This is a genomic window from Aquimarina sp. AU119, assembly GCF_900312735.1.
GTDB lineage: Bacteria > Bacteroidota > Bacteroidia > Flavobacteriales > Flavobacteriaceae > Aquimarina > Aquimarina algiphila.
The window spans coordinates 145,038-159,799 of the sequence record NZ_OMPF01000007.1 but is presented as its reverse complement, the minus strand read 5'-3'; the positions used below and the strand labels follow the sequence as shown (position 1 = coordinate 159,799).

The 14,762-nt window shown below is 33.4% G+C and carries 17 protein-coding genes; 2 read left to right on the top strand and 15 right to left on the bottom strand.

From position 1 onward, the window contains the following. Positions 1-53: 53 nt before the first annotated feature. The 5 genes from DK442_RS07435 to gcvP all read right to left on the bottom strand — a co-directional run bounded on the left by DK442_RS07435 (position 54) and on the right by gcvP (position 6,024). The gene (locus DK442_RS07435) at positions 54-902 is read right to left on the bottom strand and encodes a glycosyltransferase family 2 protein (protein WP_109435225.1); all 849 of its coding nucleotides are present in this window, start codon (positions 900-902) and stop codon (positions 54-56) included. 36 nt (positions 903-938) lie between these two features. Next, complete coding sequence (locus tag DK442_RS07430; protein ID WP_109435224.1) at positions 939-1,469, bottom strand: methyltransferase; 531 nt, start codon at positions 1,467-1,469, stop codon at positions 939-941. An 84-nt stretch (positions 1,470-1,553) separates the two neighbouring features. Next, positions 1,554-2,612 carry a 3-oxoacyl-ACP synthase III family protein gene (locus DK442_RS07425; RefSeq protein ID WP_109435223.1) on the bottom strand — a complete coding sequence of 353 codons (1,059 nt, stop codon included), beginning with the start codon at positions 2,610-2,612 and terminating at the stop codon, positions 1,554-1,556. A 117-nt stretch (positions 2,613-2,729) separates the two neighbouring features. Further along, positions 2,730-3,095, bottom strand: a complete 366-nt coding sequence (locus DK442_RS07420) for a group III truncated hemoglobin (RefSeq protein ID WP_109435222.1) — start codon at positions 3,093-3,095, stop codon at positions 2,730-2,732. Between the two features lie 70 nt (positions 3,096-3,165). Beyond that, positions 3,166-6,024 (bottom strand): aminomethyl-transferring glycine dehydrogenase, encoded by a 2,859-nt coding sequence (gene gcvP, locus DK442_RS07415; RefSeq protein WP_109435221.1) that lies wholly within the window; start codon positions 6,022-6,024, stop codon positions 3,166-3,168. A gap of 137 nt (positions 6,025-6,161) precedes the next feature. Here gcvP and DK442_RS07410 point away from each other — a divergent pair, with 137 nt between their 5' ends. Next, the gene (locus DK442_RS07410; RefSeq protein WP_143915322.1) at positions 6,162-6,992 is read left to right on the top strand and encodes a hypothetical protein; all 831 of its coding nucleotides are present in this window, start codon (positions 6,162-6,164) and stop codon (positions 6,990-6,992) included. Here the strand turns inward: DK442_RS07410 and DK442_RS07405 are convergent. The 10 genes from DK442_RS07405 to DK442_RS07360 all read right to left on the bottom strand — a co-directional run bounded on the left by DK442_RS07405 (position 6,981) and on the right by DK442_RS07360 (position 12,380). Next, on the bottom strand, positions 6,981-7,235 hold the full coding sequence (locus tag DK442_RS07405; protein WP_109435219.1) for a hypothetical protein: 255 nt from the start codon (positions 7,233-7,235) through the stop codon (positions 6,981-6,983). The two genes, DK442_RS07410 and DK442_RS07405, sit on opposite strands and share 12 nt — an antisense overlap. Positions 7,236-7,293: 58 nt before the next feature. Then, entirely contained in the window at positions 7,294-7,548 is a 255-nt protein-coding gene (locus tag DK442_RS07400; RefSeq protein WP_109435218.1) for a hypothetical protein, read from the bottom strand. A 6-nt stretch (positions 7,549-7,554) separates the two neighbouring features. Then, complete coding sequence (locus DK442_RS07395; RefSeq protein ID WP_109435217.1) at positions 7,555-8,109, bottom strand: sigma-70 family RNA polymerase sigma factor; 555 nt, start codon at positions 8,107-8,109, stop codon at positions 7,555-7,557. A gap of 128 nt (positions 8,110-8,237) precedes the next feature. Beyond that, positions 8,238-8,696 (bottom strand): SRPBCC family protein, encoded by a 459-nt coding sequence (locus DK442_RS07390; protein ID WP_109435216.1) that lies wholly within the window; start codon positions 8,694-8,696, stop codon positions 8,238-8,240. A gap of 8 nt (positions 8,697-8,704) precedes the next feature. Continuing rightward, positions 8,705-9,613, bottom strand: coding sequence for a TIGR01777 family oxidoreductase (locus DK442_RS07385; protein WP_109435215.1), 909 nt, complete (start codon positions 9,611-9,613; stop codon positions 8,705-8,707). A gap of 13 nt (positions 9,614-9,626) precedes the next feature. After that, positions 9,627-10,508, bottom strand: a complete 882-nt coding sequence (locus DK442_RS07380; RefSeq protein WP_109435214.1) for a methyltransferase domain-containing protein — start codon at positions 10,506-10,508, stop codon at positions 9,627-9,629. A 54-nt stretch (positions 10,509-10,562) separates the two neighbouring features. Continuing rightward, entirely contained in the window at positions 10,563-10,976 is a 414-nt protein-coding gene (locus tag DK442_RS07375) for a hypothetical protein (protein WP_109435213.1), read from the bottom strand. A gap of 11 nt (positions 10,977-10,987) precedes the next feature. Continuing rightward, positions 10,988-11,338 (bottom strand): hypothetical protein, encoded by a 351-nt coding sequence (locus DK442_RS07370; protein ID WP_109435212.1) that lies wholly within the window; start codon positions 11,336-11,338, stop codon positions 10,988-10,990. Positions 11,339-11,342: 4 nt separating this feature from the next. Next, complete coding sequence (locus DK442_RS07365) at positions 11,343-11,786, bottom strand: hypothetical protein (RefSeq protein ID WP_109435211.1); 444 nt, start codon at positions 11,784-11,786, stop codon at positions 11,343-11,345. 90 nt (positions 11,787-11,876) lie between these two features. Next, complete coding sequence (locus tag DK442_RS07360) at positions 11,877-12,380, bottom strand: GbsR/MarR family transcriptional regulator (protein ID WP_109435210.1); 504 nt, start codon at positions 12,378-12,380, stop codon at positions 11,877-11,879. Positions 12,381-12,552: 172 nt separating this feature from the next. Between DK442_RS07360 and DK442_RS07355 the strand changes: the two genes are divergently transcribed. Then, entirely contained in the window at positions 12,553-14,721 is a 2,169-nt protein-coding gene (locus DK442_RS07355) for a M20/M25/M40 family metallo-hydrolase (protein WP_109435209.1), read from the top strand. Positions 14,722-14,762: the final 41 nt, after the last annotated feature.

Sequence of the window (14,762 nt, the reverse complement as noted above, 5' to 3'; positions counted from 1 at the left end):
ATTTTACAATGTCAATTTCAAACCGTTAGCTATACTTTAAGATTTAAATAATACTAGATCAATTTTTTTTTCATCTTTTTCCAGCGCAGATTCCTAATAAACTTTCCTTCAATTGGTGAAACGAGAAATGTTTGCTTTTTCTTTTTAGCTTTAAAATATCCTGCCAAATAATCTTTGATGAGTTTGGGTTGTCGTTTCCGTAACGCTAATTTGACAGAAGCTATTAAAGTAATCAAAAGACCATATCGCATACGGTAAAAAGCTTCTCCTTGTTTATATTTTGATTTTGAGTTATATGTGTTACCGGTAGGCTTTAGATGTTTTACATGTAGTGATGCATCTGTTTTAATTTTCCAATTATGGTATTGAGCTAATAATTCGTCTACGGTATCCCATCCCATTGCGGGTCTAAGACCATTAATGTCTTTAAAACATGCTTTTCGATATGCTTTTAATGCTCCCCGAATATGATCTTTGTTAGTTAAGTTTTCTAATTTCCATTCCTGATTTTTTTGGACGTAACAAAATCCTCCTGCAATTCCTATGCTACTATCTTTTTTAAAAAGTTCTATGATTTGTTCTATATAATTTGAAGGGAAAATCAAGTCAGCATCAAATTTACAAATGATATCATAATCAGTGTCAAGTGTTCTATAGCCTTGATAAAAAGCATTGATTACTTTACTGCCTGGCATATGTTCTTCTGAAGAATTGGTATCGATTAAACTTATGAAATCGTATTGATCAATAAATTTATTTACGATATCTACCGTAGTATCTGTGGAGTTGTCATTAACGATAACTATTTTTTGAGGTAAGACAGATTGTGATACCAAAGACTCAATAGTTTTAGCAATGAATTGTTCTTCGTTATGCGCTGGTATGACAATATATGTTTTCAAGAAATAGTATAAATTTAAATTTATAGAAGAAGCATACTAATTACTTTTGATTCTTTCTGCGTATACAATATAATACCTTGGTGTAAAAAATCGTAAAAGTGGGCGAAATCCAATTTTTTTAATAGGATGTGTCCATTTATCTCTGGCTATGATCTTCCACCCGGCTTTTTCAAGAAGCCAATCAAATTGCCAGTCTTCAAATTCATGATAATGTCGATCCCAAGGGTCGGTCTTACTTCGATAGGCAGGGGAGAACCATAATTTTAAGGGAATGGAGGCTACAAGCTTATCTGCTTTACAATCTCTTAAGACGTTAAATGGGGCGATAAGATGTTCAAAAATTTCAAAGGCCGTTAAGACTTCAACGGTATCAGTCTGGACAGCTTTGGTGTCAATGTCTAAATCTTCACCAGAAGTGTTTGAAACCGTATAGCCTTCCTTTTCCATGAAGTCCACAAAAGGATTTCGAACTCCTAAATCTAAAATAGTAGCGGGAGCAGGGACATTGTCTCTTAAAAATTCTAATGTTTTTTGATATCGTTTGTGAGGAAAAGTTCCTTCGTACATAATAATTAGGTCAATAATTATGATTGTAAAAATAGACAATTACATAGATTACCGAGATAGATCTAAAAGAATTTTATCAATGGATTAAAATTGATATAGGAAAGCATTAATGTTCATACCGGCTCCAACACTGGCGAATAATAAGATATCTCCTTTGAGAATAGATTGATTTTTTATTTTCCCCTTTAGAATCAGGTCATATAGTGTTGGAATTGTAGCAACACTACTATTTCCTAATTTTTGGATACTCATAGGCATAATATGATCAGGGACTTTTTGTTCGTAAAGGCTATAAAACCTTTTTACAATGGCCTCGTCCATCTTTTCATTTGCTTGATGGATAAGTATTTTTTTGACATCAAAGATATTAAAACCTGTCTTGTCAAGACATGCTTTCATTGCATTAGGAACATGGTTTAAGGCAAATTCATATATTTTTCTTCCATGCATCTTGATATATTTATTATGGTCTGAAGAAGTGTTGTTATATGTTTTTCCAAAGAACAAAAAATTACTTTCTTCAAAGGTGTAAGAAGCACTAACTGAAGATATGATCCCTCCCGATTCTTTTGTGTCTTCTAATATTACAGCACCTGATCCATCAGAATAGATCATAGAATCACGATCATGTTTATCGATAACTCGAGATAAAGTTTCTGCTCCAATGATAAGACATTTTTTTGCCATACCACTTTTAATGTATGATCGGGCTTGTATAACACCTTCTATCCACCCAGGACAACCAAAAAGGACATCATAGGCAACACAATATGGGTTTTTTATTTTTAATTTGTGTTTTACTCTTGCGGCGAGACTAGGTACGGCATCACCTTGTGCAGAATTTTTGGTTACGTCTCCAAAGTTATGTGCTACAATAATATAATCAAGCGTTTCTGGGTTAATTCCAGAATTACCAATAGCTTTTTCGGCAGAAAGAAATGCTAAATCAGAAGTATTTTGTTGAGCAGAGGCATATCTACGCTCTTCAATACCAGTGATTTTTTTGAATTTGTCTATGACTGTAGTAGTGTCATGTTCGATTTGAACGCCGTCATTATTAAAAAACTGATGATTAACAAAATCCTCATTTTTCTCAATTTCACTAGGGATATAGCTTCCCGTGCCCGTTATTTTGATATTCATCGTTCCCAAATTGTATGTTGTACAAGGTAAGGTAAACATATGGGATTACTTTATTATGCGTGCATAATATTTTTTACAACGCCCAAACTTACTTTTGAAGTCAGAAATAAATATAAATTACTCAATTTTCAGTTGCATAACTGTGGCAATAGATAGCGCTCTTGTTTTTATAAGTTCTGCTTTTTCTCCTTCGAAATTAATATCTACTGTGTTACGAAATAGTGATAACCAAGTATCAAAATGAACTTTTTTAATTTTTTTTTGATTGTCTAAGTTTTTATGAATCTGAATTACATTTTTTTTATATCCTCCTGTTCTAAATAATTGTTGTTCCCAAAAATCTGTAATCTGCGGAATATGTTCTTTAAGATTGATTTTTGCGATTTCGGTAAAGTAAATACCTATCATAGGATCAGCAAATGCTTCCTTGTAAAATGTTTCCATTAGAAATATGATATCCTTTCGTGATGTAATATCTTTCATAGAATTTTGAGTTTAATCAAAAAGAGGCAACTATATAGTTGCCTCTTTTATAATTTGTATAGCTTAAATGTTAAGCTTCGGCTTCCATATATTCTTCAATAGGAGTACAGGTGCAAATTAGGTTTCTGTCTCCATAGGCATCATCTACACGTCTTACAGATGGCCAAAATTTATTTTCTGCTATATACGATAATGGATATGCTGCTTGCTCTCTTGAATATGGGAAATCCCAATTATCATCAGTTAACATTGCCAACGTATGAGGAGCATTCTTCATAACATTATTTGTGTTATCTGTAGTGATCTCTGCTATTTCCTGACGAATTGAGATCATTGCGTCACAAAAACGATCTAATTCTGACTTACTTTCACTTTCGGTGGGCTCTATCATCATAGTTCCTGCAACAGGAAAAGAAACTGTTGGGGCATGAAAACCATAATCCATAAGGCGTTTTGCTATGTCTGTTACTTCGATACCATTGGCTTTAAAAGGCCTGCAATCAATAATCATTTCATGAGCGGCTCTTCCTTTTTCGCCTACATAGAGCACACTATAATGGCCATCTAGTCTTTCTTTTATATAATTTGCGTTTAGGATTGCATATTCTGTAGCTTGCTTTAACCCTCCAGCTCCAAGCATGGTTATGTATCCATAAGATATTAAACATGCCAATGCAGATCCCCAGGGAGCTGCAGAAATTGCAGTAATGGCCTGATCTCCTCCAGTACTAATAATTGGATTACCTGGTAAAAAAGGAGCTAGTTGTTTGGCAACGCAAATTGGTCCAACTCCGGGGCCACCTCCACCGTGAGGTATTGCAAATGTTTTATGTAAATTAAGATGACATACATCGGCTCCAATAGCCCCGGGGTTGGTTAAACCAACCTGGGCATTCATATTAGCTCCGTCCATATATACTTGACCGCCATTATCATGGATAATTTTAGTAATCTCTTTGATTGCTGACTCATATACACCATGAGTTGAAGGATAAGTTACCATTAAAGCAGCAAGGTTATCCTTATGTTTTAAGGCTTTTTCTCTAAGATCCTCTACATCAATATTTCCTTCTTCGGTAGCTTTGGTAACAATTACTTTCATTCCCGCCATTACGGCTGATGCAGGGTTAGTTCCATGTGCAGAAGAAGGAATTAAGCATATGTTACGATGATGATCACCTCTCGATTCATGATAAGCACGAATGACCATTAAACCAGCAAACTCTCCTTGTGCACCAGAGTTAGGCTGCAAAGATGTAGCTGCAAAACCAGTAATCTCTGTAAGTTGATCCTCAAGTTTATTTAATACCTCTTGATATCCAATAGCTTGATTTATAGGAGCAAAAGGATGAATGTTACCCCATTGTGGATCACTGAGTGGCAACATTTCTGAGGCAGCGTTGAGTTTCATGGTACAAGAACCTAACGGAATCATAGAATGATTTAAAGAAAGATCTTTACGTTCTAGTTTTTTGATATAACGCATCAATTCTGTTTCAGAATGATAAGCGTTAAATACTTCGTTTGTTAAGAATTCGGTATTACGTTTTAAGTTTTGATCAATAGAATTTATATCTTCTATTTGTTCTATCTTATCAATAGTCTTACTATTAGTTACTTGTGCAAAAATTTTGATAATTGTATTTACATCTTCAATCGTCGTAGCCTCATTAAGAGAGATAGAGACTGTATTTGCGTCTGGATAGAAAAAATTAACTTCAAGGGTTTCGGCAGCTTTTCTAACTACGTTAGCATCTGCTTTTATACGTATAGTATCAAAATATGTTGCGTTAAGTTGTTCAAATCCTAAATTTTCTAGAGATTTAGCTAAAGTATTGACAGTTGCATTAACTTTTGAAGCAATATAGGTCAACCCTTCTGGACCATGATATACTCCATACATTCCAGCCATAACAGCAAGTAGTACTTGAGCTGTACAAATGTTTGAGGTAGCTTTATCTCGTTTGATATGTTGTTCTCTGGTCTGTAATGCCATTCGCAACGCTCGATTTCCATTTAAGTCCTGTGTAACTCCAATGATTCTACCGGGGATATTTCTTTTAAATGCTTCTCTTGTAGCAAAGAATCCAGCGTGTGGTCCACCATATCCTAAAGGAATTCCAAAACGTTGTGTAGTCCCTACTACAACATCAGCATCAAAACTTCCTGGTGATTTGAGCATTACTAAACTTAAAATATCTGCAGCAACCGCTACTTTAATTTCAGATTGATGTGCTTTTTGCACAAAATCGGCATAATCATAGACTTGTCCAGATTTACCCGGATATTGCACAATAGCACCATAGAAATCAGTAGAGAAATCAAAGTGTTGATGATCACCTATTACTAATTCTATACCTAAAGGAATTGCTCTTGTCTTTAATAAAGAAAGTGTTTGAGGAAGTATTTCTTCGGAAACAAAAAATTTATTAACCTCATTTTTTTTCTGTGCTCTAGATCGAACTGCAAATAACATTGTCATGGCTTCTGCTGCTGCCGTACTCTCATCTAGTAATGATGCATTAGCCAATTCCATACCGGTAAGATCACAGATCATGGTTTGATAATTTAACAATGCTTCTAATCTACCTTGAGCGATTTCTGCTTGATATGGAGTATAAGCTGTATACCACCCTGGATTCTCAAGGATATTACGTTGAATAACTGCAGGTAAACATGCTTCATGATATCCTAAGCCTATATATGTTTTAAAGACTTTATTTTTTGCAGAAAGCTTTTGCATATGTGCCGAATATTCTTGTTCACTCATAGCAGAAGCAAGATTGAGTGGGTTTTTTAGAAGAATATCATCAGGAACAGTTTCATAGATAAGTTGATCCATAGAATCAACCTTTATTGTATTTAACATATTGCCTAAATCCTTTTCTGATGGACCAATATGGCGCAGTTTAAAAGAGTCAGTTTTCATAGCGAAAAAAACAGTTGAGATTAAGACCGCAAAAATACATATTTAAACCATAAAAATTTCACAATAAATTAACCATAAGGTATCAAGTTTTTAACCAATTTCGGGGTGTTATTAACACATACCCCTAAATTTATAACGTGAAAACCTTAAAAAGTATATTTAGATTTTATATCCATGGTAGTATACATGTTGCTTTAGCAAGTGTTTCTTTGGTTCAGATTACTTTAATGAAATATGGTATTTCGAGTGCATACATGTTTCTTTTCTTTAGCTTTTTTGGGTCTGTTACTGCTTATAATTTTGTGAAATATTCTAATGCATCCAAATTGTATCACAAAAGATTAACAAAATCAATGAAGGGGATTCGTGTATTAACGATTCTGAGTAGTTTGTTATTCACATATCTGGCATTTAAATTTTCTATCGAAATTCTTTTGTATATGATCCCGCTTATTGCACTTACAGTGCTTTATATTGTACCTGTTTTTCCAAATAAGAAAAACTTGAGGAATGTTGCGGGGGTGAAAATTTTCATTATTGGTTTAATTTGGGCGGGTACTACTGTTATGATTCCTGTAGTTTTTGCAAAAGGGAGTTTTAATTTGGATTTTTGGATAGAGATGGTACAGCGTTTTCTTTTTATCATAGTAATGATGTTACCTTTTGAAATAAGAGATCTCCAATATGACGAGGCCACTTTGGAAACGGTACCACAGAAAATCGGAATAACAAGAACAAAAGTTTTTGGGAGTATATTACTAGTCGTTTTTTTGTTGCTAACGGCTACAAAGGGAGGATTGCTTCCCTCTGTAGAGATTTTAAGTACAATCTTAGTAACTACAATTAGTTTATTGTTTTTATGGGGAACAGAGAAAAAACAATCAGAATATTATTGTTCTTTTTGGGTAGAAAGTGTTCCTATTATGTGGTTGGGTATAGTAATCCTTCTACAGAATTTATTTGGTTAATTGTTCCTGTAGTTTTTGTTTCATAACTTCCTTGTCAGTAGAAGGTATTGACTGAATATTAGATTTATCCATTGCCTTAGTAAGCTTTCCATTCCTCTTTGAATATGCTCTCGTCATTTTACAATACATCAACCTAATATTAAGTTTGATAAGTTCTATGAATGTAGCTTCACCATACTGGTTTTTATCACAGATATACTTCGCTTCTTCACAGGATACAAATAGTCTAGTAGTTTTTTCCATTATACTATTATCGTAATTCTTTTATTTTGGGGTATTATATTTATGTATATGTCTTATGTTATTCAGACATTTTTTGTTTTAGTCTTTCTTTCATCGATTCTTTTTCTGATCGATTAATACTGATGACTTTTGGATCTTTTACTAATTTTGTTAATTTCATGTTTTTTGCAGTATATTTTCTGCATGCTCTACAATATATCAAGTGTATATTAAGTTTTACTTTTTCCCAAAAAGTAGCCTCTTTATACTGATTCTTATCACAGAAGTGATTTGCTTCTGAGCAACTGACTAAAATTCCCTTTTCTTTACTCATTTTTTATTAAAACCAATTTTTTTCTAAACATTCGGCCATTGCCGTACGGGCTCTATGAATGATAACCCATAGGTTAGACGCAGTAATATCAAATTCATTACAAATAGCTTCTGTATCGAAACCTTGTATTGTTTTCATTTTAAAAATAATGGATTGTTTTTCGGGTAGTTTTTCCATACAGTTATGTATTGCTAAACCCAATTCATCATTTTCTATTTCGCTTTCTGCATTACCGTCAAAAGGATCAGCAACTCTCTCTTCTAACCAATCACCTTCAGTTTCAGAATCAGTGCTATAATTAATTCTTACCTCTGCTTTACCTTTATTACTATTAATTTTTCTGTAATGATCAATGATTTTTCTTTTCAGAATGGAAATCAGCCAAGTACGTTCACTAGCTTCTCCTTTGAAATTTTTCATGGATTTAAGCCCGGCAAAGAACGTTTCTTGCACTAAATCTTGTGCGATTTCTTTATCATCAACTCTAACAATGGTATAGTTAAACAGATAATCACTGTACTTATCCACCCATGTGTTGGGGTCTATGGTGTTTGTTGACATGGTCTTTTCTATTGTTATGATCACCAAAAATAGGATAAAAAGTTGAATCTTATAAATGCTTTACCGAAAGAATACTCTATACGAATATTTATTTAATCTATACTAAATAAAGATCTTAGTCTTATTTTTTAGATTTCCTTACGTTCTAAGTGTAATTTTATTGATCGATTACGCGATAATAAGAATTTTGTAAGATGATTTTTTATGGCAATACTGTTTAGAATTCTTCCCAGAAAACCTAAAGGGACTTTATATTCTACTATGTCAATCATCTCTGTGCCTGATGAGGTTGTATTAAAAATATGCTGATGCCTAAAACTTTTAAAATGCCCATTAACCATTTGGTCTGTAAAGTGATTGGGGTAGTTATAGGCTGTGATTAAACTTTGATGTTTAAGATAGAAACCAAAATGTTTGCCTTTCCATGTAACGGTTTCATTTAATTCTATTAATCCAGAAATTCTTCCAGAAATTGCTTTTTCTTTTGTTTTGCTGGCAGATTCTACATGAAAATCAATACTTCTTGCCAAGTCAAACACTTTTTCAATAGGAGCATTTATTTTAGTAGTAAGGTGTATTGTTGTCATAAATAGTATTATGTAAGAGAAATTAAAGCTAGTTCGAGATCCGGATATAAAAACTGAAAACCATTATCTATAAGTTTTGAAGGAATTACATTTCTACTTTTGAGTATAAGTTCTGTATCTGTCCTTATAATTCGAGCTCCCAGTTCTAGTATTGGTTTTGGGATCGGAATTGCGATAGGGTTTTTTACAATTTTATTAAGTGTATTCATAAAGACCAAGTTAGTTGATGGTTTGGGAGCTACAATATTGATTACATCTTTAATATGTGAATTGTTTATTATAAACTCTACACTTCTTGCAAAGTCTACTTCGTGTATCCAGCTCAGTTTTTGATCCCCAGGACCTTGTTTTCCTCCTAAACCGATTTTTGTCAATCTTAGAATTGGGGGGAAAGCTCCTCCTTTTTTACCTAAAACAATAGAGGTTCGTAGTGCAATTTTCCTGGTCTTAAGAGTTTGTTGATTAAAAAAAGTTTTTTCCCATGATGTAGCAACATCAACAGAGAATCCACTACCAATTTCTCCATCGGTTTCATTCATTTCTTTATCCAAAGAATGTCGATAGATGGTAGCCGTAGACGAATTTAACCAAGTTTTAGGAGGGTTTTTACACATATTGACAGCTTCTCCTAAGATAGCGGTTGATGCTACTCTCGAGTTTAGAATGAGGTCTTTATTTTTTTGAGTGTATCTACAATCTACTGATTTGCCGGTCATATTAATAAGAACATCAGCATTTTCTAGTGTTATTACCCAATCTCCAATAGTTTTAGCATCCCAATGCACAAATTGAATATTATTTTCTGTTTTACTTTTTCCACGGGTTAAAATTACAATGGTTTCTGCTTTTGATTTAAAATACCTTACCAGTACTTCTCCAAGGAAACCTGTTCCAGCTGCGATTACTATTTTTTTCATTTCTTTTCTAATTTTATTTTTCTGCTGTGATTATGTAATACCCAAAACTTCTCATATGCAAGCCAGAGAGTAATGCAAATAAAGATCCTTTAAGGTTTTTCCAGCTTTGTGGTTTTAATGATTCTTTTCTAAAAAGTTTTTTTAACATAAAACCAGTGATAGCAAAAGGTACATGAAGTACAGAGGGAGCTACTCTTGCAGAAACATCTTCTATAACTATATTCTTGAAACCAATCTGTTCTAAAGTAAGCTTTATTTTATCCATACTTCCTAAGCCTTCTAGACTCCATCCTTTACAAAGTTGTTCATAACAATAGTTGCTTCCGACACATAAGTCTTCTTCATTTTTTTTTAAGAATGCATCTGCAATAACGAGTTTAGCACCTGGTTTTAATATTCGATATGCTTCTTTGAAAGCTGCTGCACTATGTCCAGAATGACAAAAGCTCTCTATAGCATAAGCACCATTTACGCTATTAGTTTTAAAAGATGTATGCGTATAGTTTTCTTCAAGAATCAATCCGTTCATATTCTGTAATCTTTTGTTTCCTTCACTAACCTGAAAAGGAGATACTGTTACACCAATGATACGTAGTAGAGGATATTTTCTAAGTGCATATCGCATAGCCCCGCCGATTCCGCAACCCAGGTCAGCAATTAGTGCGTTTTGTTTTGAAACTTGTAAACGATCAAATACCTGCCCATTCATCTCGTTGAGCATAGTATCTCTTTTGAAAATACTGGTTTTAAACGGGATATAATACCCAAAATGCATATTGAAATCTTTACTCCAGAATTCATAATCCTCGGTTGCTTCATCATAAAACCTGATTATTTTTTCTTTGGTAGCGGATCTTTTGAGTTTTAGTTTATGTAATATGGTAAGTGTACTCATAACATTGCTATTTAACAGAGTGAAAAAAATACTCTTTGATTAGAACTAATTAATTTATAATCGAACTTCTGGACCTTGAGGCCTGGATACCTGAGATGACATTGCCATTCTTTTATTTGCTTTTTTTCTTCCTCTGAAAAATAAAAAGAGATTAAGGAATAACATGATGCCCAAATAAATGGAGAAACCTCCTATTTTAGAGCTTAAAACCTCGACTAGGTTTTGGTAGGTATTCTGAAATTGATACGCATTAATTTTAAGGATTAGTAGAGCCCAGCCAATGTTTAAGAGATAAAAACCAACCTCAAATAATCGATTTGTAGCCAAAGCAATATCTTCTTTACCTTTAAAAATATCAATCATAAATGTTTTTCCGTTTTTGAATAGTGTTTTTGAAACGAAATAGGTTAGAATGATTGTAATAGGTAGATAAATCATATATCCGATAAAAATCTTAGAAGTTTCCATAAGTGTTGTATTTATAGTTTTTTACTAGTTTTAATAAATTTTGTAATCCAAAACAGATTGAAATAATGTAATGAAGCCAAAGCACATATAATGATGGCGGTATGATATGATATAATTTCTAGCATTTGAGGTAGATTGAGTATAGTTGACCAATTGGATAAAGTAACTACTGCGTATCCAATATTTAATAGATAATACCCCGTTAAAAGTAAATTGTTGATTCGTATACCATATTCTATATCATCGGGAATAAGATTAGAAATAAAAATATTTCCGTTACGATGACAGATAGAACCCACTTTAATAATAATGATTAAAGTTATGAGTAAATAAATACTATATGCGATTAAGTTTAGGTTCATAGTTTTAATTGTGATTAAAAAAACCAATACAATTGTGAATAGTTAATAAGCTGTATACCAGGGCAAAAAGAATAAATAGGCCATTCATAAAGTATCCGCCAATTTTAAATATTTGCTTTTTCGGGATTTCATACATGGGATAATAAGCTATTTGAGTAGCTACTTTTCCAACCCAGTACGCTGCTATTAATCCCGTTAAAGCAATTGCAAGGGGTGATTGTTCTTTTAAGTATGATGGGATCAGAATTGCAATTAATCCAAATGAAAAATTAAGCCCCTGTATGTATCTTCCGTAAGTTTTTGCTATTTCTTGATTAAGGGGTTTTAGTTGTTTTACATCATTATACCAATCAAACACTCTATGCCTGATATAAGGGTAGATTAATGCGGTAAATATTTGGCCGATTCCTCCTATAACTATTAACCAGATTGGGATATTGAATTTCATATTTCGATTATTTTAAAGTTTCAGAAAAAACTGAAAGTATAGTTGAAAATAAAAAGGAGTCTCCTCCTTCTTACTTTAGAATATTATTTTTTATTTAATTAATTTTACCAATGCTTTTGTAATCCAATTATGATCCTGACCAACCACCTTATTCATCATAATGTCAAGGGTGTCTGCCATTTCGTGCAATGCTTTGGTTTGCTTTATTAATTCTTTTGTTTTGGCGGTGCCATCTTCATCAATATTCGAAACATCTTTTAAGATCTTGATGGTTGGTTTTAATTCTCTTCTACTTCTTTCTTTAGCAATTTGTCTTGCCAACTCTTGTACATCCTTCTCAGAAGTGAAATATTCTTTTCGTTCTCCCATTTTGTTTTCTTTGAAAACAATTCCCCAATCCATTAATTGGCGTAAATTCATGCTTGTATTCCCTCTGGAAATCTTTAATTCTTCCATGATATCTTCCATGGACATCGGTTCTGGTGAAACTAATAGTAAGGCGTGTATTTGTGCCATGGCTTTATTAATTCCCCATAAGGATCCTAGAGATCCCCAAGTAGAGATAAATTTGTTTTTTGCTTCATCATAATTCATAGTACAAATATATGAAAAATTCTAAACTTTCAAAAAATATTGAAAGATATTTATGTTTATAATGAAAATTCACTTAAGCTTAAGTGTATACAGTTATTATTTTGCGGGGATACCATTTTTGTTAAAGGTTGATTTTGTGTAAGTTATAAGTCTAACACAAACTCATATAATAATGAAAAAATTTAATCGAATTATTTCAACACTTTTGCTATGCTTTTTTATGATGCATAGTTTTGCTCAAGAGGCAAGCAACATGTTTTTTGCTACAATGCAAACCAAAGATGCCCAAGGGCTCAAAATTAATCATCCAGAGGACATTAAAATCATTGATTCTGCTAATGGATATAGTGCAGTAATGCTTAGTCCTAATGCGGCAGAAGAATTACATCACAAAGTATTAGTTCATGGTCCCGGGTTTATTTATGAGACCTCAGAAAAGGCTGCACTTCAATCTATCCAAAACATTAATAAAAGAGAGGTTCAGAAGATGAGCACCAATTTTTCTATTACACAAGATGCTTTGGTACGGCAAAGTCTTGATTTGGTGAATAATGTTAATATTGCTAATCAGATTCAGGAGCTGGAGAATTATGGTACACGGTATCATACAACAAATAGTGCTCGTCAGGCTGTTTTGGATTTAAAAACAAAATGGGAAGGTCTCGCGCAAGGAAGAAGCGATGTTTCTGTACGCATTGTAAACCATAATAGTACAGCAATGCCATCTGTTATAATGACAATAACCGGAACGGAGGAGCCAGGTGAATTTGTCATCATTGGAGGGCATATTGATTCTACAGCAAGAAATAATAATAATTCAAATGCTCCGGGAGCTGATGATAATGCTTCTGGGATATCAACTATTACAGAGGCAGCCAGAGTATTATTTGCAATGGACTTTAAGCCTAAACGCACTGTAGAATTTATGGCTTTTGCAGCAGAAGAAGTGGGACTTAGAGGATCCAAAGAAATTGCAGAAGATTATAAAAGTCGAAATGTAAATGTAGTAAGTTATATGCAATTAGATATGACTAATTATAAAGGCTCGACCAATGATGTATATGTTTCTACAGATTCATATAATGATGATACCTTGAATGATTTTCTTATCCAGTTAATGAATTATTATAATGCTTCAGGAACTCATAAAATTACTTATGGTACATCACAATGTAATTATGGCTGTTCTGATCATTATAGTTGGGCACAGCAAGGGTACGATGTAACTTTTCCATTTGAAGCGACATTTAACGAGAGTAATCCAAATATCCATACAACACGAGATACGTTTGATAGATCTCCCACACCTAATGCAACACATGCGGCTAAATTTGCAAAGTTAGCTTTAGAATACCTGATCGAAATATCTAATGGAGTAACCACAGGAGGTGGGGGAGGTAGCCAATGTACATCTAATATTACTGCATTTCCATATCAACAAGGATTCGAAGGTACTATTGGAGCCTGGTCACAATCAACTTCAGATAACTTAAATTGGACTATAGATTCAAATGGAACTCCTTCTAATGGAACAGGACCAAGCAGTGCGATAGAAGGGACTTCATATATTTATGTAGAAGCTTCAGGAAATGGAACAGGATTTCCTAATAAGAGAGCAATACTTACTTCTCCATGTTTTGATTTCTCGGGACTATCAACAGCTACGCTAAGTTTTCAATATCATATGCTAGGTAGTGCAGTAGGAAGTTTATCTGTAGAAGCTAGTACTGATAGCGGGACTACATGGACAAGTATTTTTAGTAAATCAGGGTCACAAGGAAGCAACTGGAATATAGCAACAGTTAATCTTGATGCATATACTGGAGGTGAAGTACAATTAAGGTTTAATGCGTTAACTGGTAATAGTTGGCAAGGAGATATTGTTATTGATGATATAAAGATGTCTGAAACCTCTGGAGGAGGGAATACAGATATTTGTGCCGGGGTCGCTCCATATAACTCCTCTGTTAGCTATCAACCTGGGGATCAAGTAACGTATCAGGGTAGTTTATATGAAAGAACCAATACAGGTTGGAATCGTATTGGTGAATGTGGACCATCTGCAAGAAGTTCAACAACGACAAAACTTATAGATGATACTGCATTACTTGAGCTTTTTCCCAATCCGGTAGATGGGGAATATGTCACGGTTACTGTCAATAATGATTTATGGAAATCAGGTAGTATTCTTGTTGTGGATATTAAGGGTAATATTTTACAAGAGTTGAAGCTTCAGAACAAAATTACTCAGATCAATACCTCTAAGTTTTCTTCAGGAATTTATTTTTTGACACTTTTTAATGGAGCAAAGAGTTATACTAAACAAATGATAAAGAAATAATGTAACTAGTCATAAGGAGCGTAGTTGAGGTAAAATATACT

What these genes read in the sequence shown, in the direction of transcription:
- DK442_RS07425 (WP_109435223.1), bottom strand. Translation starts at nt 2,612, where the DNA reads ATGAATATCAAAATAACGGGCACGGGAAGCTATATCCCTAGTGAAATT.
- DK442_RS07380 (WP_109435214.1), bottom strand. Translation starts at nt 10,508, where the DNA reads ATGAGTACACTTACCATATTACATAAACTAAAACTCAAAAGATCCGCT.
- DK442_RS07405 (WP_109435219.1), bottom strand. Translation starts at nt 7,235, where the DNA reads ATGGAAAAAACTACTAGACTATTTGTATCCTGTGAAGAAGCGAAGTAT.
- DK442_RS07360 (WP_109435210.1), bottom strand. Translation starts at nt 12,380, where the DNA reads ATGAATTATGATGAAGCAAAAAACAAATTTATCTCTACTTGGGGATCT.
- DK442_RS07395 (WP_109435217.1), bottom strand. Translation starts at nt 8,109, where the DNA reads ATGTCAACAAACACCATAGACCCCAACACATGGGTGGATAAGTACAGT.
- gcvP (WP_109435221.1), bottom strand. Translation starts at nt 6,024, where the DNA reads ATGAAAACTGACTCTTTTAAACTGCGCCATATTGGTCCATCAGAAAAG.
- DK442_RS07355 (WP_109435209.1), top strand. Translation starts at nt 12,553, where the DNA reads ATGAAAAAATTTAATCGAATTATTTCAACACTTTTGCTATGCTTTTTT.
- DK442_RS07370 (WP_109435212.1), bottom strand. Translation starts at nt 11,338, where the DNA reads ATGAACCTAAACTTAATCGCATATAGTATTTATTTACTCATAACTTTA.
- DK442_RS07375 (WP_109435213.1), bottom strand. Translation starts at nt 10,976, where the DNA reads ATGGAAACTTCTAAGATTTTTATCGGATATATGATTTATCTACCTATT.
- DK442_RS07400 (WP_109435218.1), bottom strand. Translation starts at nt 7,548, where the DNA reads ATGAGTAAAGAAAAGGGAATTTTAGTCAGTTGCTCAGAAGCAAATCAC.
- DK442_RS07385 (WP_109435215.1), bottom strand. Translation starts at nt 9,613, where the DNA reads ATGAAAAAAATAGTAATCGCAGCTGGAACAGGTTTCCTTGGAGAAGTA.
- DK442_RS07430 (WP_109435224.1), bottom strand. Translation starts at nt 1,469, where the DNA reads ATGTACGAAGGAACTTTTCCTCACAAACGATATCAAAAAACATTAGAA.
- DK442_RS07365 (WP_109435211.1), bottom strand. Translation starts at nt 11,786, where the DNA reads ATGAAATTCAATATCCCAATCTGGTTAATAGTTATAGGAGGAATCGGC.
- DK442_RS07390 (WP_109435216.1), bottom strand. Translation starts at nt 8,696, where the DNA reads ATGACAACAATACACCTTACTACTAAAATAAATGCTCCTATTGAAAAA.
- DK442_RS07420 (WP_109435222.1), bottom strand. Translation starts at nt 3,095, where the DNA reads ATGAAAGATATTACATCACGAAAGGATATCATATTTCTAATGGAAACA.